Origin of the sequence: Bacillus taeanensis, assembly GCF_003318295.1 — a bacterium.
Classification (GTDB): Bacteria; Bacillota; Bacilli; order Bacillales; family UBA6769; genus Maribacillus; species Maribacillus taeanensis.
The window spans coordinates 19,829-39,198 of the sequence record NZ_QOCW01000028.1 but is presented as its reverse complement, the minus strand read 5'-3'; the positions used below and the strand labels follow the sequence as shown (position 1 = coordinate 39,198).

Here is a 19,370-nt window from a genome sequence, read left to right as displayed (position 1 = left end):
TTTGAATCAAACTCCTCATACTTTCTAGCGTTATTGTATTGAGAGTAAATATTTTACTAAGCTTTCCTGTTCAGCTTTAGTAAAGCCTGTAGAATCATCTACCCAATATTCATGTCCAATTCCTGACACATGAACATCATTTAGTCCAGCCTTTTTGTTTGCTGAAATGACTTTTTCTCGTAACTTTTTATCCACTAATGCATATAAGCTGTTTGCCGGATCAGGCAGAATCCCTTTTTCAAATGTCCCTGGTATGCCCAGATGTTTGTTTACATCAGGTCCTACAGCTACTCCTCCGTCGTGAAGATAAGGAGCTGACCAGTAGAGACCATTTAAAGCTGGCGTTTTATATCCTCCTGGTGAATCTCCGTAGGCAAATCCAAGCTTAATTTGTTCAGGATCTAAATGATCAATAGGCACTTTTAACACACGGGCATCTTTTGGTACAGGAACTGGTGTATCTGGTGAATACAAATAGGCGTCACCAAAAATTTTCTCCGTTTTTTTCAATGATTGAGCCCTCGATGGTTCTGTTTTAACTTCATTTACAGATACAATCCGGTTATTCGTTAAATTTGCACCTGCATGACAGCTAATACAGCCAGCTTTATTAAATACTCTTTCTCCTTCTTTGATCGCATTTGCTTCCAATTTTACCCGCGGTTTAGGAGGGACAAGAGTATTTTGCCATGCTGACATTGCATTGTTTTGTTCGTTAAACATATAGCCGGGTGAGCTGACAATTAACCCGTCTGGAGCAGCTAATGTTACTTTTGGAAAAGACGGTGGTTTAACAGCTTCATTCACACCGGGTGCTTCTGGGTTAGGATCGACTGTATGGAAGAATTCTGACGGCTTTTCCTTTTTATCAGGAGTATAGCGGAATTTTGGATTTGCCGCATTTTGCAATAGCGTACCGAGATAAACTTCTTTATCAATTCCAAATAGATCCTCGCTTATTTCAGATTGCGTAAGTGGATCTGAATTTTGGGCATGGACATTGTTATTAAAGGTACTTAATCCTTTAAATGGTCCAGCCATTGCATGTCCGCTCCAACCATATGGAAAATCTCCAAAAGTAAAAGAATCAGGAATTTGTGCTGGATTGCTTTCCATGTCAATCGTTGAATCAAAGTTTCCTTTTGGCCATTTAATAAACACAGCATCGACAGCTTCCTCTAATGCTTTTGGATTAGGGAGAGGTGCAGAACTTCCATTGCTCGTCACGACCATTCGCTCCGAATTTTTTATGTAATTCTTTAACGATTTGATGTTCGTATGCGTAAAATAGGAAGCAGAATTAGTTGCCATCGCAATGAGTAAACCAGCATTCAAGTCTGTATTTACCGCACCTTCTATCACTTGTTTTGTTTCCCGGTCAACAGTGGCGTGACAGGCAGCGCAGCTTATTCCAGCTTTTAATTTTCCATCTACCTTTTTCAGCGGTACCCCTAAGATTTCATTTGATTCTTTTGCTACATCTAATCCTGTATTTACCAATGTTCCTTTTTTATAAGTTTTTCCATTAATCGTAATTGTTTCAGCGAGTTCTACTTGTAAATTTGTCGTTCCTTTGCCGTTTAATTTTTTTACAGCCTTTTGAATGTTTTCTAATGTTATTGGCCCGTTAAAAGCGCCAATAATATCTGTAAGATATACCTCATTTCCAAATGTTTCCTCATAAAAAGCTTTCTTGCCTAATTCAATCAACTTCTTGTCGATTTTTACAGCTCCGTTTTTAGGAGACAACAAAGCTTTTCCTTCCTCAGTTTTCATCAGCTTTTCAGCCTCTTTTTGTGAAAATAGTTTGCCCCAAAGGTCATACGCAGGTTTTTCAGAAATCATTTGATCCGACTTTAAAATTTGGTCGTCTGATGGAATAAAAGCATATCCTGTTTGATAAAAAGTTGTAATAAGAAGTAATACAAACAGGAAAGCAATTAAACCAATTAGCACTTTTTTTATAGCTTTTTCCTCCTTTTTATAAAATGACAATATTAATATTGGATTTTCTTGAAAATAATATTCCGTTTCTTGGTACTTAATATTTTCTTAAATTCCATCATGGGAATCAAAAAAGTCGGAGTATTACAATCATTAATACATTTGGGAGAGGTTTATAGTTTAATTATCATATTCATACTTTCGTATTAGTTTCATCTTGTCTACCGCTTTCCGACATCTTTGGTCAAATTCATGCGATTTGGTCAATGAAATCAGAATTAACACCAAAAAAGGTGCTTACAGCAGCCGTTTTCGGGATGATAATGAGACTAGTAACTGGCTGTCATTGCATATGGTTTAACAACGTTTTTAATATGATGAACAAGGAAACTAGCTTTTTCACAAAAATGTTAATGAACTAATATTTAAAGATCTAGACGATCATTCAATTGAGCAATCTGCACAATCGACTTCATCAAATGCTTCCTCATGGAAAGAAGCAATCGAGTTATTAGACTCCTATCCTTGGCTGGATCTAAAACCAATGACCATCCATCCTCAATTTAAATTTCAAATATGGCAGGAAATCCGAAGTAGAAAATTAACTCAATCGAACTACAAAAAGTGAGCAAAAGCTTGTTACCCTGAAGTGGTTAAATTAGCGCAGCTTATAAAATCTTCCTCCTATACAACTGTTCTTACAGGTGCAGGGATGTCTGTTAAAAGCGGAATTCCAGATTTTCGTTCTTCGTCTGGATTGTGGAAGAATATTGACCCGCGTACTGTCGCAACCGTTGAAGCATTTCAAGATCACTATTCATTATTTCATGAATTTTACAGCATGCGTATAAAAAGTTTGGAAAGCTGTGTGCCGCATGAGGGACATCTTATTTTAGCTGATTTTGAAAAAAGAGGACTTGTAAATGCGATTGCAACGCAAAACGTAGATTGAATAGTCTTTTAGGGATTCTAATCGAGGTGGGCAGCAGGTTCAAAAGACTAGCATAACTTCTCTTTATATTATTATGAGCATTCATTTAAAATAAATGGTATACTCTTAAGGATATTATTTTTTTAGAAGGGAAGAGAAGCGTTGTTAGTAGAATATATTGTGGCCATCGTTGCCCTTGTTGCTTTAGAAATATTGTTATCTGTAGATAATGCAGCAGTACTGGCAGTAATGGTGAAGCACCTTCCGAAAGAACAGCAGGCTAAAGCGTTAAAGTATGGGTTAGCTGGTGCGGTTGTTTTTAGGTTTGCATGTTTCTTTATTATTGGATTATTAATGAAATGGTGGTTTATTCAAGCATTAGGAGCCCTTTATTTATTATATATTGGAATTAAAGGTTTAGCTGCGGGTGAAGCAGACGAAGAAGATGGAGAAAAACAAAGCAAGGCTGGTTTCTGGCCGACTGTTCTTAAAGTAGAGGTTATGGATATCGTATTTGCGATTGACAGTATGCTTGCAGCGATCGCCTTCGCTGTTGGTTTAAAAGAGTTAGGTTGGTTTAAAATCGGCGGTCTTGACGCCGGGCACTTTGGAGTTATTATGATCGGCGGTTTACTTGGTGTTGTGGCAATTCGTTATGCGGCAACAGGTTTATTAAAGGTGATGGAAACACGACCAAACCTTGAGAAAGCAGCATATGGTTTAGTAACGCTCGTAGGCGTAAAGCTTCTCATCATTACGCTCGCTCACCCAGGGTTTCACGATACAACGGGTATTACCTTTGTAACAGATCATTTTGCGCATGGAGCGTTAGTGAAAGGAATCTTTTGGGCATTCATGCTGATTATTGTACTTGCTGGCTGGTTTACGGGAGCAAAAAAATTAGACGAATCCATCAGCAAAGAAGCTTAAGAGGGAAGGGCCAATGTATTTTGGTCCTTTTTTTGTTGGATTAGGTTACTTTTTATTGGAAAAACCGTGAAGTAACAAAAAAAGTATAATAAACAAATTTGGGATACCTAAATACCAATGTACCATTAAAAAATGATAAAGACTATTCAATAAAACCAACTCCTTTATAATGGTATGTATAGAGGAGAATGGTTTAAATGACTTATGTATTAAAGCTATCCTAAATAATATGTATGTAAAAAGATAAATATGCAAAAGTTTTTCTTTTATGCTTTATAATTAGAAAAAATAGGTACCAGTCACTTATCGTATTGGGCAAATGACTGGTACTAAATTTGAAAAATGATAGAATAATTTCATCTTACTTCATGGAAAAATTTCTTTCTGATTCGATCTTCAAAATGTCTATTTACATAGTCTCTCACAAATTGGTCACGCTTTATTTGATCTTCTTCTTTTCCAAAGAAACTTCCTTTTTTCATCCGCTCTATTTCCGGCTCTAAAGCCCATATTCTTTGAGCTTCTTCCACTAATTCCGTTTCGATTTTCCGTATGCGTACCATTTCTGCAATTCGCTCTTCTCTTTCTTGTTCAGCAGTTTTTGGCTGCGGTAAGCTTCTTAAAAGTTTCTCATAGTGTTCTTTTACTTCCTGCACCTGTGTGTTGGCAATTTCTTGTGCCGCTGTCATGATCTCATTTTTTATAGTTTCCATGTTCTGAGTTTGTGGCGTGTTTGTGTTCTGTACATACTCGCCGGGTGACCTTAGTTCAAAGTGTTCCTTCACGTTTTCAAAAATGGCGTTTAATGCCCATTTTTCGCCACGCTTTTCGTTTATATGACGGGCGATTTCTAAATCTAACTCATCATATACTTTTTCATTGTTTTGGGTTCGACCAATATAGTGCAGTCCCCGGGCCTCTAACTGCTTAAACCAATTAGCTACTGTATTCGGATGTTTCCCGATCAGCTTCGCAAAATCACTACTTTTCCAAAATTGAGCCATTCTCTTATCTCCCACCTTACAAATTCCACCTGATAATCTCTTATTTTATCAAATTAAGAAGCAGGAGTAATCAAAATAATTCCTTTTGATTGATCAATATAATAATGTCTTTTTGGAAGAAGCGGCTGTATGACACCATTTTTAGATATTTTCCAAAAGTCTGATGATACCCTATGACTCATTGATACGACTGGGCTTAAACTGTAATATATTGCAAAAAAAGGTGTCAAACAGGTATTCTGCTTCCTTTTTTAGGTGTCTGGAATATCTGAAAAGCAATTCTGCTGAGCCAAGGCGACGGGTTCCACGCCCTGAACTGGAAAGAGGCAAGGTACCTGTTCCTCTGGTTTTTTAATTTTCGGATTAATTAGATTTTTTAGAAAATATAATACCTTTATCAATTATAAATGTGTTATTATAGATATTAGATAAGTAAACTAAAAATTAATAGACGATAAGTTAAGATGCCATAAGGCTTAAAAGGGAATCTGGTGAAAATCCAGAACTGTCCCCGCAACTGTAAATGTGGACGAAATAAGCGTACCACTGTATAAGATACTCTTATTATAAGAGTGATTATATGGGAAGGGCTTAAAGTAGGAAGATACATGAGTCAGGAGACCTGTCTTAATTTATAAAGTTTCAGTTTCTTCGGGAGGTGAGAAGGTGAAACGATTGTAACCAAAAATCACGATGTTTAATATGTTTTTTGGGAGCTTTCGTTTGCTTTTTTCATCCGCTCAGTTTGAATCTGAGTGGATTTTTTATTTGGATAAAAACATCTGATTTTCTAAGTGAAAAAAGATATTAGTTGTTTAGCCATGCATTTTCACAAAAAAATAGATTGGAAGTGAGTAAATGACCACTTGGAATTTATCAGAAACAAAACATCATTTATTGATTTGTAACGGAAGCAGCTGCATGAGAAAAGGTGGCGAAGAAGTAACACAGGCGATAAGAGAGGAAATTACTAACTTAAATTTAGATAGTGCTATACATACAACAAGAACACGATGTAATGGAAGATGCAAGGATGCTTGTGTTGTTATTGTTTATCCTGAAGGAGTTTGGTACAAAGCTGCTACATCTGAACTAGGAAGAGAAATTGTCCAAGAACACTTGGCTCGCAACAAGATTGTAGAAGATAGTGTGATTTATAAATATGATTTTGAGCGCTTTACTGCTCCGGAAAACTCAAGTTGTGTGGTTGGTATATGTAAACCACAAAAAAACGAAGTTAATTTGGACCTGAAATAGAGACTAGATTTGAATAACGTAAAATTGTAAACGCTTACTAAAACGATCCTTTGGAAGGAGGAATGTTAATTGCTAGGAAAGTTGCTTGTTATTGGTTTTGGACCTGGAAGTTTTGAACATATGACAAAAAGAGCTCAAGAAGCGATACAAGAGAGCGATTGTATTATTGGATACAAAACTTATGTAGAGCTAATTCAGGGTTTATTAACAGATCAAGAGATCATTAGTACAGGGATGGCAGAGGAAGTAAGTCGTGCACAAGCAGCTGTTCGTCTTGCAGAAGAAGGGAAAACAGTCGCTGTCATTTCAAGCGGTGATGCTGGTGTATATGGTATGGCAGGCCTTGTTTATGAAGTATTAATCGAACAAGGCTGGAAAGAAGAATCAGGTGTTAGTGTTGAAGTCATTCCTGGTATATCAGCGATCAATTCTTGTGCTTCCTTATTAGGAGCACCAATTATGCATGATGCATGCACAATTAGTTTGAGCGATCACTTAACACCTTGGGATTTAATTGAAAAAAGAATTGAAGCGGCAGCACAAGCTGATTTTGTTGTCACACTATATAATCCTAAGAGCGGACGTCGTACAAGACAAATTCAAGAGGCGCAGCGAATTCTATTAAACTATCGATCACCAGCTACACCTGTTGGGCTTGTAAAAAGTGCTTATCGTGATCGGGAAAAGATTATCATTACAGACCTTGAACATATGCTTGATTATGAGATTGGCATGTTAACAACTGTTGTTATTGGGAATTCAACAACTTTTCTTTATGATAATAAAATGATTACTCCAAGGGGCTATCAACGAAAGTATACGTTAAACACAATCGAGCAGCGATTAAAACCACATGAACGGTTAAGGCATGAAAATGAGCCATGGGCACTTCATAGAGGGATACAAGATTCTGTTCAAAACAGCGAGGTAAAAAAGGTGAAACAAAAAAAGGAGGATGGAACATCTTTACAAGTCGCTTTAGAGGCTCTTAGTAAAGTAGGGAGTGGATTAAATGAGACGAGTACTTCGCAACTTGTTTCGGTAAGTCCCCCTATTACATCTATTTTTGAATTAGCTGTTAGCCCGGGAATTGCCAATAAAAAGTTTACATCTGAACAAATGATGACTCTTGCAGAGGTTGTAGGAAGTGAGGGCTCGATGGAATACACGCCACACCATCAAATTTATTTAAGAATACCAACAAGTGAACCAGAGGTGATCACGAAAAAATTAAGTGATGTTGGGTTTCTGTTAGAGCCTATTGGTGATGTTTTTCAACTAAAAGCATGTGATTTCTGTGAAGGTGAAAAAAAGGATTCCATTCCATATGCTGAAGAGCTTCATCGTAAGTTAAGCGGTTTTGAACTTCCTAAAGAGTTAAAAGTGGGCTTTAACGGTTGTGGTATGGCATGTTACGGGGCAGTAAAGGAAGACATCGGAATTGTGTTTAGAAAAGGGAAATTTGATTTGTTTTTAGGTGCAAAAACAGTTGGGAGAACAGCTCACGCTGGACAGCCAGTCGCTGAAGGAATTGAGCCTGAGAAAATCATTGAGGTTATTGAAAACATCGTTTACGAATACAAAGAAAAAGGTCATCCGAATGAACGGTTTTTTAAATACTTTAAACGCGTAGGAAATGTTCAAGATTATACCTATAAAGATATGACACCAAAGATTGAAATTGAACCAGCTCCATGTGGAGACTAAATGAAAAGATAGGGGAGAAGCGTATGAAAGCTGTTTTACTAGTTGGACACGGAAGCCGGGACCCTGAAGGAAATGAACAAGTAAGACAAATGATTGACGAGTTAAAGCCCCAGTTAGATTCAGAGCTTTTAGTTGAAACATGTTTTTTAGAATTTGAAAAACCGACAATTGACCAAGGAATTCAAACATGCATTGAAAGAGGAGCTGCTCATGTATATGTTATTCCCCTTATGTTACTAGGGGCAGGTCATTCAAAAATTCATATTCCCGCAGCGATTGATGAAGCGAAACAAAAATATCCTGAAATCTCGTTCACATACGGTCGACCATTTGGTATTCATGAGGAAACGATTGAAATTTGTAAAAGCCGCTTAGAAGAAGTGGGTGAGAATCTAAAAGAACATGACGCGGATACGGCTGTTCTTTTATTAGGCCGCGGTGGAAGCGATCAGGATGCAAATAGTGATTTGTATAAAATCACTCGTTTATTATGGGAGAACATACATTACAAGTATGTTGAGCCTGCTTTTATGGGTGTTACAGATCCTCTCATAAAAGAAGGGGTTGAACGATGTGTAAAGTTAGGTGCAAAAAAGATTGTCATTTTACCATATTTTCTTTTTACCGGTATTTTAATTAAACGTCTTGAAAACATGATTGAAACATTTGAGCAAGAGCATCCTGGGATCGAGTTCAAGCTTGCAGGGTATTTTGGGTTTCATCCAAGGTTACAGACGATTATTAAAGATAGAATTAAAGAAGCGCTGCAGGGTGATGTGAAAATGAATTGTGATACATGTGTTTATCGAATTGAAGCAATGGAACATATTGATCACCATCATCATCACGACCACGATCACCACCACGATCATGAACATGAGGCGCAAAAACTATGATTCTCTTTTTAGCTGGTACGGGTGATGCAAGAGCATTAGCCTTAATGATTCAAGAAGCAGGATACAAAATTTTAACAACTGTCGTAACAGAAAATGCCGGAAAGGAAATGCAAAAGGCTGGGTTAGACGTTTACGTAGGACGGTTAACGAATGAGGATTTTGTGAAGATGATTCAAACACAAGGTTTTAAAGCTGTTGTGGACGCTAGTCACCCTTTTGCAGAAGAAGCGAGTAAAAACGCTTTGTTAGGCGCAAAAGAAGCGAATGTTCCTTATATACGTTACGAACGTGAATCACAAACTTATCAACATAAAGGCATTATAATGGTTGACAGCTATGAAGAAGCGGCACAATTGGCAGCTGAAAAAAAAGGTGTGATTATGCTTACAACAGGAAGTAAAACGCTTAATGTCTTCACAAGCAGACTATTAAATGAACCTGATACCCGCGTTATTGCTCGTATGCTGCCAAGAAAAGATAATATGGAAAAATGCGAAGCGCTCGGCTTGCCGCAAAAAGACATTGTCGCGATTCAAGGCCCTTTTACAAAGGAATTCAATCGTGCTCTGTACAATCAGTACGGCGTGACAACAATGGTCACAAAGGAAAGTGGCAAAGCAGGGTCTGTGGATGAAAAATTAGAAGCTGCGATTGAATTAGGAATTGAAACAATCATGATAAAACGACCAAACATTCAATATGGAAATGCTTACTCAGACTTTTCAAGTATTCTAACTAGTATTGATGCCATTTGTAAAGAAGAAAAATAACAAAAGCAAATTGGAGGAATGAATGATGGACTTTAAAACAGAGTTTAAACCTTTAACCGTACAACCTCAGGAAATTGAGGGTATGAGTTTTAACATAATCGATTCAGAGTTTGGTGAACATGATTTTTCAGAGGAACAGTACAAAGTTGTCCAACGTGTTGTGCACGCTTCGGCTGATTTTAAATTGGGACATAGCATGCTTTTTCATGACAAAGCGATTCAAGCAGGAATTGATGCAATTCGCAATGGGGAACACGTTTATGTGGATGTTCAAATGATTCTAAGCGGTGTGAGCAAAGGAAGAATTGAAAAGCATGGCGGGAGTGTAAATGTTTATATTTCTGATCCAGAAGTAATGAAAGAAGCGAAACGTTTAAACACAACTCGCGCGATCATTTCGGTACGAAAAGCGATTCAACAATTTGACGGTGGAATTTTTGCAATTGGAAATGCTCCAACTGCATTATTAGAATTAATTCGCTTAATTAAAGAAGGAAAAGCAAAGCCAAGCTTAGTAATCGGTCTTCCAGTAGGCTTTGTATCAGCACCTGAGTCTAAGGAAGAATTAGCGAAATTAGATGTTCCGTTTATTACGAATGTAGGCAGAAAGGGTGGCAGTACGGTCACGGTTGCGGCGTTAAATGCAATTTCTCTTTTAGCTGAAAAGGAGTAATTCATGGACGCGAAAGCTAAAAAGAAAGACAAGAAAGAAATGCGTTCAGGCTACACAACAGGTGCCTGTGCAGCTGCGACAACAAAAGCCGCTTTGCTTGCATTAATAACGGGTGAAACTCAAACCAAAAGCACGATATATTTACCAGTTGGCAAATTTGCGACATTTATAATGGAAAGCTGCATCATTGAGCCTCATTTAGCTGAGGCAGGAACGATTAAAGATGCCGGTGATGATCCAGATGCTACACACGGAGCACTTATTAAATCGACCGTTTCTTGGAGTGATAAGCCTGGCATTTCCCTTGATGGTGGTATTGGGGTTGGTCGTGTGACCAAAGAGGGTCTCCCTGTGCCTGTAGGTGAAGCAGCCATTAACCCTGTACCGCGGAAAATGATTCTTGAAACAGCTCAAGAAGTTCTTACGTCTCACAGAATTAATAGAGGCATTCACATTACGATTTCAGTTCCTGATGGCGAAAAAATCGCAGAAGCGACATTGAACAAGCGCCTTGGCATTATCGGTGGGATCTCTATTTTAGGAACACGAGGAACGGTTATTCCATTTTCAAGCTCTGCCTATATGGCAAGTATTGTCCAGGCAATTAGTGTTGCGCGGGCAAGTGAATGTCACCATGTTGTGATCACAACGGGAGGTAGAAGCGAGAAATATGGGATGCAGCAATATCCAGAACTTCCTGAAGAGGCATTTATTGAAATGGGCGATTTCGTTGGCTTTACACTAAAGCAATGCAAACGACAAGGAATTAAGAAAGTATCTCTCGTTGGAATGATGGGGAAATTTTCAAAAGTTGCACAAGGTGTGATGATGGTTCATTCCAAAAGCGCACCAGTTGATTTTAACTTTCTAGCAAGTATAGCTGTTGAATCTGGGGTAAAGGATGAAGTGCTGCTTGAAACGATCAAGCAGGCAAACACCGCTTCTCAAGTAGGTGATTTACTGTATGACCAAGGTTATCATGATTTTTTTAAGATTCTTTGTACTTACTGCTGCTTGTCAGGATTAAAGGAAGTTGGCGGTGGGATCTCGATTGAGACAAGCTTGTACACGTTGAAAGGTACATTGCTTGGAAAGGCAGGGGAAAATGACGAAGAAAATGAAAATTATTGGAATCGGTGACGATGGGAAGAGAAGCCTTCTTCCCATCTATGAGAAATGGATTGACGAAAGTGAGGTTCTTGTAGGGGGAGAACGACAATTATTATTTTTTCCAGATTACGAAGGGGAAAAGGTAACGATTAAAGGCGGCTTATCCTCACTCGTCACTTCCTTAGAAAGAGAAACGAGAAAAGTTGTTGTGTTAGCCTCTGGGGACCCATTATTTTATGGAATCGGCAGCTATCTTGCCAAAAAACTAGATGTAGAAATTTATCCTTATATAAGCTCACTGCAGCAAGCGTTTGCCAAAATGAATGAGAGCTGGCAGGATGCGTATGTCGTAAGTGTGCATGGAAGAAGCATGAAAGGACTTGCGCAAAAGATCAATGGCCGCAAAAAAGTTGCTCTTCTTACGGATGCTGTTAATAGCCCTAATCAAATCGCGCGTTATTTACGTTCATTTGGAATGAAGGAGTACAGAGCTTTTGTCGCTGAAAATCTCGGAGGGGAAAATGAACGATATGCGTTTTATGAGCTTGATGAGATGGAAAACACAGAATTTTCTCCGCTTAATGTTGTAATCCTTCAAAAAGTATCAGAAGGAAAACGGTGGTCATTTGGAATTAATGACGACGAATTTTATCAGAGAAAGCCTGAAAAAGGGTTATTAACGAAAAAAGAAATTAGAACGCTTAGCTTAAGCGAATTAAAGCTTACCGAAAGCAGTACTGTATGGGATATTGGCACTTGTACAGGATCTGTTGCGATTGAGGCTTGCATGATTGCAAAAGAAGGACAAATATTTGCGATTGAAAAAAATGAACATGATCTAGAAAATTGTCGTTTGAATATGGTGAAATTTCGAACGGACTTTACTGTTGTTCAAGGAAAAGCTCCAGAGCGTTTAGACGAATTCCCAGATCCTGATGCGGTCTTTATTGGCGGGACAGCGGGAGGTATGGAAGAGATTTTATCGGTTTGCTGCTCGCGATTAAAAAAGGGCGGAAGAATCGTTTTAAATGCGGTGACGATTGAGAACTTATATCAAGCAGGTGAAACGTTTAAAAAAAATGGATTCCAAGTGAACATTACTTTAGCCCAAATTTCGAGAAGTAAACCGATCTTAAACTTAACGCGATTTGACGCATTAAATCCAATTTACATTATTACTGCACAACATAAGGAAGGGGAATAAGAATGGTAGGAACATTATACGGCTTAGGAGTAGGTCCGGGAGATCCAGAGCTTTTAACCGTTAAAGCGTTTCGGAAGCTAAAAGAAGCTCCAGTGATTGCCTATCCTAAAAAGCAAAAGGGCAGTAAAAGCTATGCACAACGGATTATTGATGTGTACATAAACCCGGGTGAAAAAGAAATGCTCGGCCTCGTCTTTCCGATGACGAAGGATCCAGAAATTCTTGAACGTGAATGGTTAAATACGGTCGAGATTGTGTGGGAAAAACTTAAGTCAGGTAAGGATGTTGCGTTTGTAACAGAAGGAGACCCTCTTTTGTACAGTACCTTTATTCATATGATGAATCTCGTAAAAGAGCGCTACCCAGAAGTTAACATTGAAACCGTACCAGGAATTTCATCGATTAACGGGGCTGCTTCTAGACTTGGTATTGCCCTTGCGGAGGGAGATGATCATGTTGCGATCATTCCTGCAAGAGATGACTATGAAGCAATGAAAAAAGCGATTGTAGAAAATGATTGTGTGATTTTTATTAAAGTCGCAAAAGTGATCGATTTAATGCTCGAAATTCTTCGCGAGCTCGATTTAGTTGATAAAGCGTCTGTTGTAACAAAGGTAACATCTAATGAAGAAATTATTTGGGACATCCGCGAATTAGAGCGAGCGGAATTAGAATATTTAACACTTATGGTGGTGAGAAAATAATGAAAATTACAATTATAGGGGCGGGTCCAGGCGATCCAGACTTAATTACAGTAAAAGGGTTAAAACTCCTTCAAGAGGCGGACGTTGTCCTGTACGCTGATTCATTAGTTAGTGCAGAACTAATTGAACGAGCAAAGCCTGAAGCGGAAATTATTAAAACGGCAGGGATGCATCTTGAGGAAATGGTTCAAGTGATGGTTAATCGTGTTCAAGAAGGAAAAAAAGTTGTCCGTGTTCATACCGGTGATCCTGCTGTGTATGGGGCAATCATGGAGCAAATCGCAATACTAAACAAAAAAGACGTTTCTGTAGAAATTATTCCTGGTGTAAGCTCTGTTTTTGCATCAGCTGCCGCGCTAGGTGTCGAGCTGACGATTCCAGACTTAACACAAACGGTTATTCTTACAAGAGCAGAAGGAAGAACACCGGTTCCAGAGTCTGAGAAGCTAAAAGATCTCGCAAAGCATAACTGTACGGTTGCGTTGTTTTTAAGTGCGACGCTTACGAAAAAGATTGTAAAAGAATTTTTAGCTGCTGGCTGGAGCAAGGATACACCTGTTGGTGTCGTTTACAAAGCAACATGGCCTGATCAAAAAATTATTCGCTCGACACTTGAGCATCTTGATGAAGATATGCGTACAAATGAAATCCGCAAACAAGCGATGATTTTAGCTGGTTGGGCACTTGATAAAAGTATTCATGAAAAGAATTTTAAATCAAAGCTTTATGATAAAGCATTCACTCACGGTTTTCGTAAAGGAGTGAAAGAATGACACTCGTTTTAGAAGAAGGAAAAGACGTTGAATTGAAACAAAATGGAACATATGCGATTGTGGCGATTACAAAGCATGGCGTTACACTAGCGCGGAGCTTATATGCTAATTTCCATCAAACCGATTTATTTTACATGAGTAAATTTGAAAAGGGCGATGAAGCGAAGCGAAACATCTCTCTTTTTGAAGGAAATGTCCGGATGCTTCTTCCATCCCTTTTTCAACACTATAAAGGCATTATTATGATTATCTCATTAGGTGCTGTCGTTCGCATGATTGCACCGTTATTAAAAGATAAAAAAACAGATCCTGCCGTTGTTGTAATTGATGATAAAGGAAAGCATGTTATTAGTGTGCTTTCTGGTCATTTAGGCGGGGCAAATGAATTAACAAAGGAAGTTGCTGAACTATTAAAGGCGACACCAGTTATTACGACCGCTTCAGATGTTCAAAAAACGATTCCTGTTGATTTATTTGGCAGTAGATTTGGCTGGGTGTGGGAAAGTGCTGAGAAGTTAACACCAGTAAGTGCATCTGTCGTAAATGAAGAACAAGTCGCAGTGATTCAGGAGTCTGGGGAAAAAGACTGGTGGAACTATGATAAGCCGCTTCCAGAAACGATTAACGTTTATTCAACGATTAAAGAAGCAATAGAAACTAACCCGAAAGCAGCACTTGTTGTGACTCATCGGAATTTAACGGAGGATGAAGACGTTATTTTGCAAAACGGCGTTCTTTATCGCCCTAAAGTGATCGTGCTTGGGATTGGTTGTAATAGAGGGACGTCTAAAGAAGAAATTGAACAAGTGATTCAAGAGACATTAGATGAATTACAATTTTCGATGAAAAGCGTGAAAGCAATTTGCTCAATTGATCTAAAAAAAGACGAAGAAGGAATTCTTGCTGTCGTTCAAAAATACAACTGGGATTTCACATGTTATTCCGCTGAAGAGCTTAATCGTGTCGAAATTGAACTTCCTTCTAACACGGTTTACAAATTTACGGGCGCTTATGGAGTAAGTGAACCTGCCGCCCGCTTGTATAGCGGTGCTGACACTTTAGAGATTACAAAGAAAAAATCAGGTAACGTAACGATTTCAGTTGCAGTTATTCCCTATTAGAGAGGTGGCGTTCGTTAGGTGACAGAGCGAAGAATTGTCATTGCTGGTACCGGAAGCGGTGTTGGAAAAACAACGTTAACAATAGGACTGATGTCCGCATTAAGAAAAAAAGGATTAACAGTTCAAGGGTTTAAATGCGGACCAGACTATATTGATCCATCCTATCATACGGCTGTAACAAACCGAGTTTCACGGAACTTGGATAGCTGGATGTTAGCAAAAGCACATGTTTTAGATATTTTCACGCATGGAAGTGATGGAGCAGACATTTCCATTATAGAAGGGGTCATGGGAGTTTTTGATGGGAAAAATCCAAAAACGAATGAAGGCAGTACAGCGGAAATTAGTATGATTACACAAAGCCCTGTTTTACTCGTTGTGAATTGTGCGAGCATGGCCCGTAGTGCGGCTGCGATCGTCAAAGGATTTCAAGTGCTTGGCGAAGGCGCAAATATTGTTGGCGTTATCGCGAATAAAGTCGGCAGTGAAGGGCATTTTAAGATTGTTAAAACGGCAATCGAGCAAGAATGTCAAGTACCGGTCATCGGCTATTTAAAGCGCGATCCAACGATTAACATCCCTGAAAGACACCTTGGTCTTATTCCTTCGATTGAAAGAGGAGAGCTTGATCCATTTTTCGATCAATTAGGCGATCTTGTCCTTGAAACAGTTAATATTGATCAATTGCTTCAGTTAGCTCAAGCACCGCCAATTGTTACAAACGAAACATCATCACTTTTTAATAAGAAGAAAGAAAAATCAGTAAAAATTGCTGTTGCAAAAGATGCAGCCTTTAACTTTTATTATTCTGAAAATCTCGACCTATTGGAATCTCATGGAGCTGAAATTGTTTATTTTTCTCCATTAGCAGATGAGCGATTGCCAGAAAATATCGATGGGCTGTACATTGGCGGAGGATTTCCCGAGGAGTTTGCGGCCGAGCTTTCCGAAAATCATCGATCACGATCGACGATAAAAAAAGCGATTGAGCAGGGCTTGCCGACACTTGCTGAATGTGGCGGTTTCATGTACTTGACTGACTCGATTGAAACGACAAAAAACGATCGCTATGAAATGGTCGGGGTTATTTCCGGTGAAGTAAAAATGCATTCAAAACGAGTCGCGTTAGGCTATCGAGAAATACGGGGGAGAAAAGGGAATTTTCTGATCGGTGAGCACGAACAAGCGAGAGGACATGAATTTCATTATTCAACTTTTCATTCTGAAGATGATGTAGAGCACGCTTATGAAACGAAAGGGATGCGCGGAACAAAGCTGGAAGGATACTTGAAGCATAATCTTGTTGCGGGGTATACTCATTTTCATTTTGCCTCTTGTCTCAATATGGTCGAAAATTGGATGAAGTTTTGTGAGGAGATTAAAACATATGGGTAAGGCTCTGCCAATTATGTTCCAAGGTACTCATTCAGATGCAGGGAAAAGTGTCATTGCTACCGCATTTTGCCGTATTTTCGTACAAGATGGTTATAAGACAGCTCCATTTAAATCGCAAAATATGGCGTTAAATTCCTACGTTACAATCGATGGAAAGGAAATCGGACGAGCTCAAGGAGTTCAAGCAGAAGCAGCACAAATTGAAGCGTCAACATACATGAATCCAATTTTAATTAAACCGAATCGTGAGAACGAATCGCAAATCGTTGTTCACGGAAAGCCATATAAAAATATGCAGGCAGGAACATATCGAAAACATTTTTTTCAGACCGGCTTGAAATTAATTGAAGAGTCACTCGCTCATCTTACCGATACATTTGAACGAGTCGTGATTGAAGGAGCCGGCAGTCCTGCTGAAATCAATTTGAAGGACCGTGAGCTCGTGAATATGCGGGTAGCAAACATGGCGAATGCCCCGGTTATTCTTATTGGCGATATTGAAAAGGGAGGCGTTTTCGCTAGTTTAGTAGGGACGCTTCAGCTTTTAGAACGAGAGGACAGGGATCGTATCATCGGCGTTATTATTAATAAGTTTAGAGGAGATATTCGTCTCTTAGAGCCAGGTCTAAAGTGGTTTGAAGAATATACCGGAAAACGAGTGTTAGGAGTTATTCCTTATATGCCTCATTTGAATATTGATGCAGAAGATTCTGTTATTTTAAATAACTATACCGCGGTCTTAAATGAAGATAAGGATTTGGATATTGCGGTTATACAATACCCGAAAATCTCAAATTTTACAGATGTCGATCCTTTTTTCCAAGAGCCTGATTGTCATGTTCGGTTCATTACAAAAGAAGAGCAGCTGAAACAACCAGATCTCGTCATTTTACCTGGAAGCAAAAACACATTAGAGGATTTAAGGTTTTTAAAAGAAAGTGGGATCTTTCAAAGATTATTAGATTTGCACGAGCAAGGTAATTCTCAAATAGTAGGAATTTGCGGAGGTTATCAAATGTTAGGGTGTGACATTCATGATCCAGATGCAATTGAATCTCCAAACAAGTTCATGAATGGACTCGGTTTACTGCCGCTAAGTACGACGATTACGAAAGAGAAAACAACTCTGTTATCGGAAGGACAGCTGCAATTTAATGATCAGATTTTTCAAGTAAAAGGCTATGAAATTCATATGGGAGAAACAAAAATGGTTGCACAAAATCGCACACTTATCCACCTTTCGGATCGAGTTGATGGCTGTAAAAGTCCAAATGAAAATGTAATTGGAACGTATTTTCATGGGATCTTTCATAATGATGCCTTTCGTGAAGCGTTATTAAATCATATTCGCGCAAAAAAGGGGCTGCCTCCTATCAAGCGGCGTATTTCTTTTAAACAATTACGAGAAGAAGTTTTTGATCGATTAGCTGATCATGTTCGAAAGCATGTTGATATGAATATGATTGAACAAAAAATGGTCGAGTTCCACCAAAAAAGTGTGACAATGTGAACGGTGAAAGAGATTCGCTGTTTTTAGTTCAACAAGTATTTCTGATAAGGAACGAACGAAACACAAAATAGAAAAGGGTGCTTATTATGACGAAAGGAAAAGTTTATCTTGTTGGGGCGGGACCAGGAGATCCGAAGTTAATTACAATCTATGGATTAGAGTGCATTCAAAAATCAGATGTCATTTTATATGATCGACTAGTTAATAAACAATTATTGGATCATGCAAAAGCCGGTGCGGAACTTATCTTTTGTGGGAAGGAGCCTGGCAATCATGAATTAATTCAAGAAAAAATTCATGAGCTTCTAGTTGAAAAAGCACTAGAAGGAAAAACTGTCACACGTTTAAAAGGCGGAGATCCATGTGTATTTGGCCGTGTTGGCGAAGAAGCTGAGGTGCTGGCGGAGAATCATATCAAATTTGAAATTGTTCCCGGCATTACATCTGGTATCGCAGCACCTGCTTATGCTGGTATTACCGTGACCCATCGAGATTACTCTTCTTCTTTTGCGATTGTGACAGGTCATGGTCGTGCCGAAAAGCAGGAAGATCATCTTAATTGGAATGCTCTTGCTCAAGGAATCGACACAATTGCTTTTTACATGGGAGTAGGAAACTTAAATTACATTTGTAAGAAATTAATTGAGAACGGAAAAAGTGCCAATACACCCGTAGCTGTTATTCAATGGGGGACAACCGATAAGCAAAAAACGCTTACAGGTACATTAAATACAATTGAAAAATTGGCAAGTCAAGAGGGAATGAAGCATCCGTCGATCATTATCGTTGGCGAAGTTGTGAAACTGCGTGAGAAGATTAAATGGTTTGAAGAGCTTCAATTAAATATAGAAAAACAAAAGGAGGAGAATTATGTCAATTATCAGTGAGTTAGCAAGCCGTAGAGCAATTCGTGACTACCGTGATCAAGAAGTAGAAGTTGAAAAGATTAAGAGATTACTAGAAGTTGCTACGTGGGCACCAAATGATAGGATGAGGGAGCCGTGGAGCTTCTATGTTATCAAAGGAGAAGCGAAAAAACGCTATGAAGTTCTCGCGAAGGAATATTTGGAGCAGCGTTTTCCTACGAAACCACACTTAGTTAACAGCTCCATTAAAGTATTAGAAAATACACCTGTTCATATCGTTGTGACATCTGATATTGTTCCAGGCGATGAAGAAGCTACAAAGGATAATGAATATGCCGTTTGCTGCGCCATTCATTCAATGTGGATAGCATCAAAGGAATTGGATCTTGGATTTGTTTGGCGTACAAGAGGTGTAGGACTCGTTCATGATGAACGTTTACATCAGTTTATTGGCGCACCTGAAAACAAAAAAGTGATTGGAAATATTTTCATTGGCTATCCAGATGATGATTCGATACAAAAAATGAAAGCTTCAAAAAGAACGTCATTTGAAGAAAAAACAGTTTGGTTGTAAA

The 19,370-nt window shown here is 38.7% G+C and carries 19 protein-coding genes and 1 riboswitch; of the genes, 16 read left to right on the top strand and 3 right to left on the bottom strand.

The features are described 5' to 3' along the window. Positions 1–30 precede the first annotated feature (30 nt). Positions 31–1,965, bottom strand: a complete 1,935-nt coding sequence (locus tag DS031_RS19605) for an electron transport protein (RefSeq protein WP_113807902.1) — start codon at positions 1,963–1,965, stop codon at positions 31–33. Positions 1,966–2,593: 628 nt separating this feature from the next. Between DS031_RS19605 and DS031_RS19600 the strand changes: the two genes are divergently transcribed. Next, a complete protein-coding gene (locus DS031_RS19600) occupies positions 2,594–2,896 on the top strand; it encodes an SIR2 family NAD-dependent protein deacylase (RefSeq protein WP_245947560.1) in 303 nt (100 codons plus the stop codon). Positions 2,897–3,037: 141 nt separating this feature from the next. Continuing rightward, a complete protein-coding gene (locus tag DS031_RS19595) occupies positions 3,038–3,805 on the top strand; it encodes a TerC family protein (RefSeq protein ID WP_113807859.1) in 768 nt (255 codons plus the stop codon). Between the two features lie 356 nt (positions 3,806–4,161). Here the strand turns inward: DS031_RS19595 and DS031_RS19590 are convergent, their stop codons facing one another. Then, positions 4,162–4,809: a MerR family transcriptional regulator gene (locus DS031_RS19590; RefSeq protein WP_113807857.1), complete on the bottom strand. Its 648-nt coding sequence runs from the start codon at positions 4,807–4,809 to the stop codon at positions 4,162–4,164. Between the two features lie 53 nt (positions 4,810–4,862). Beyond that, positions 4,863–5,039 (bottom strand): hypothetical protein, encoded by a 177-nt coding sequence (locus DS031_RS23890; RefSeq protein ID WP_181833258.1) that lies wholly within the window; start codon positions 5,037–5,039, stop codon positions 4,863–4,865. A 215-nt stretch (positions 5,040–5,254) separates the two neighbouring features. Then, positions 5,255–5,453: riboswitch (cobalamin riboswitch) on the top strand. A gap of 214 nt (positions 5,454–5,667) precedes the next feature. Between DS031_RS23890 and DS031_RS19585 the strand changes: the two genes are divergently transcribed. The 14 genes from DS031_RS19585 (at position 5,668) to DS031_RS19520 (ending at position 19,369) form a co-directional block, all read left to right on the top strand. Continuing rightward, the gene (locus tag DS031_RS19585) at positions 5,668–6,066 is read left to right on the top strand and encodes a (2Fe-2S) ferredoxin domain-containing protein (protein ID WP_113807855.1); all 399 of its coding nucleotides are present in this window, start codon (positions 5,668–5,670) and stop codon (positions 6,064–6,066) included. A 69-nt stretch (positions 6,067–6,135) separates the two neighbouring features. After that, complete coding sequence (gene cobJ / locus DS031_RS19580) at positions 6,136–7,773, top strand: precorrin-3B C(17)-methyltransferase (protein WP_113807853.1); 1,638 nt, start codon at positions 6,136–6,138, stop codon at positions 7,771–7,773. Between the two features lie 23 nt (positions 7,774–7,796). After that, positions 7,797–8,669 carry a sirohydrochlorin chelatase gene (locus DS031_RS19575; protein WP_113807851.1) on the top strand — a complete coding sequence of 291 codons (873 nt, stop codon included), beginning with the start codon at positions 7,797–7,799 and terminating at the stop codon, positions 8,667–8,669. Continuing rightward, complete coding sequence (cobK, locus tag DS031_RS19570) at positions 8,666–9,439, top strand: precorrin-6A reductase (RefSeq protein ID WP_113807849.1); 774 nt, start codon at positions 8,666–8,668, stop codon at positions 9,437–9,439. The genes DS031_RS19575 and cobK overlap by 4 nt, the downstream gene beginning before the upstream one ends. Positions 9,440–9,464: 25 nt before the next feature. Further along, positions 9,465–10,112: a precorrin-8X methylmutase gene (locus DS031_RS19565; RefSeq protein ID WP_113807848.1), complete on the top strand. Its 648-nt coding sequence runs from the start codon at positions 9,465–9,467 to the stop codon at positions 10,110–10,112. A 3-nt stretch (positions 10,113–10,115) separates the two neighbouring features. After that, on the top strand, positions 10,116–11,252 hold the full coding sequence (locus tag DS031_RS19560; protein WP_113807847.1) for a cobalt-precorrin-5B (C(1))-methyltransferase: 1,137 nt from the start codon (positions 10,116–10,118) through the stop codon (positions 11,250–11,252). Further along, the gene (cbiE, locus tag DS031_RS19555; protein WP_113807845.1) at positions 11,218–12,426 is read left to right on the top strand and encodes a precorrin-6y C5,15-methyltransferase (decarboxylating) subunit CbiE; all 1,209 of its coding nucleotides are present in this window, start codon (positions 11,218–11,220) and stop codon (positions 12,424–12,426) included. The genes DS031_RS19560 and cbiE overlap by 35 nt, the downstream gene beginning before the upstream one ends. Before the next feature lie 2 nt (positions 12,427–12,428). Further along, on the top strand, positions 12,429–13,130 hold the full coding sequence (gene cobI, locus DS031_RS19550; RefSeq protein ID WP_113807843.1) for a precorrin-2 C(20)-methyltransferase: 702 nt from the start codon (positions 12,429–12,431) through the stop codon (positions 13,128–13,130). After that, positions 13,130–13,903 (top strand): precorrin-4 C(11)-methyltransferase, encoded by a 774-nt coding sequence (gene cobM, locus DS031_RS19545; RefSeq protein WP_113807841.1) that lies wholly within the window; start codon positions 13,130–13,132, stop codon positions 13,901–13,903. Before cobI ends, cobM begins: the two co-directional genes overlap by 1 nt. Continuing rightward, a complete protein-coding gene (locus tag DS031_RS19540) occupies positions 13,900–15,024 on the top strand; it encodes a cobalt-precorrin 5A hydrolase (RefSeq protein ID WP_113807840.1) in 1,125 nt (374 codons plus the stop codon). Before cobM ends, DS031_RS19540 begins: the two co-directional genes overlap by 4 nt. 18 nt (positions 15,025–15,042) lie before the next feature. Then, the gene (locus tag DS031_RS19535; protein WP_113807838.1) at positions 15,043–16,419 is read left to right on the top strand and encodes a cobyrinic acid a,c-diamide synthase CobB; all 1,377 of its coding nucleotides are present in this window, start codon (positions 15,043–15,045) and stop codon (positions 16,417–16,419) included. Next, positions 16,412–17,929, top strand: coding sequence for a cobyric acid synthase (locus DS031_RS19530; RefSeq protein WP_113807836.1), 1,518 nt, complete (start codon positions 16,412–16,414; stop codon positions 17,927–17,929). Before DS031_RS19535 ends, DS031_RS19530 begins: the two co-directional genes overlap by 8 nt. 86 nt (positions 17,930–18,015) lie before the next feature. After that, entirely contained in the window at positions 18,016–18,816 is an 801-nt protein-coding gene (cobA, locus tag DS031_RS19525) for a uroporphyrinogen-III C-methyltransferase (RefSeq protein WP_113807834.1), read from the top strand. Further along, a complete protein-coding gene (locus tag DS031_RS19520) occupies positions 18,800–19,369 on the top strand; it encodes a nitroreductase family protein (RefSeq protein ID WP_113807832.1) in 570 nt (189 codons plus the stop codon). Before cobA ends, DS031_RS19520 begins: the two co-directional genes overlap by 17 nt. The last annotated feature ends 1 nt before the right edge of the window (position 19,370 follow it).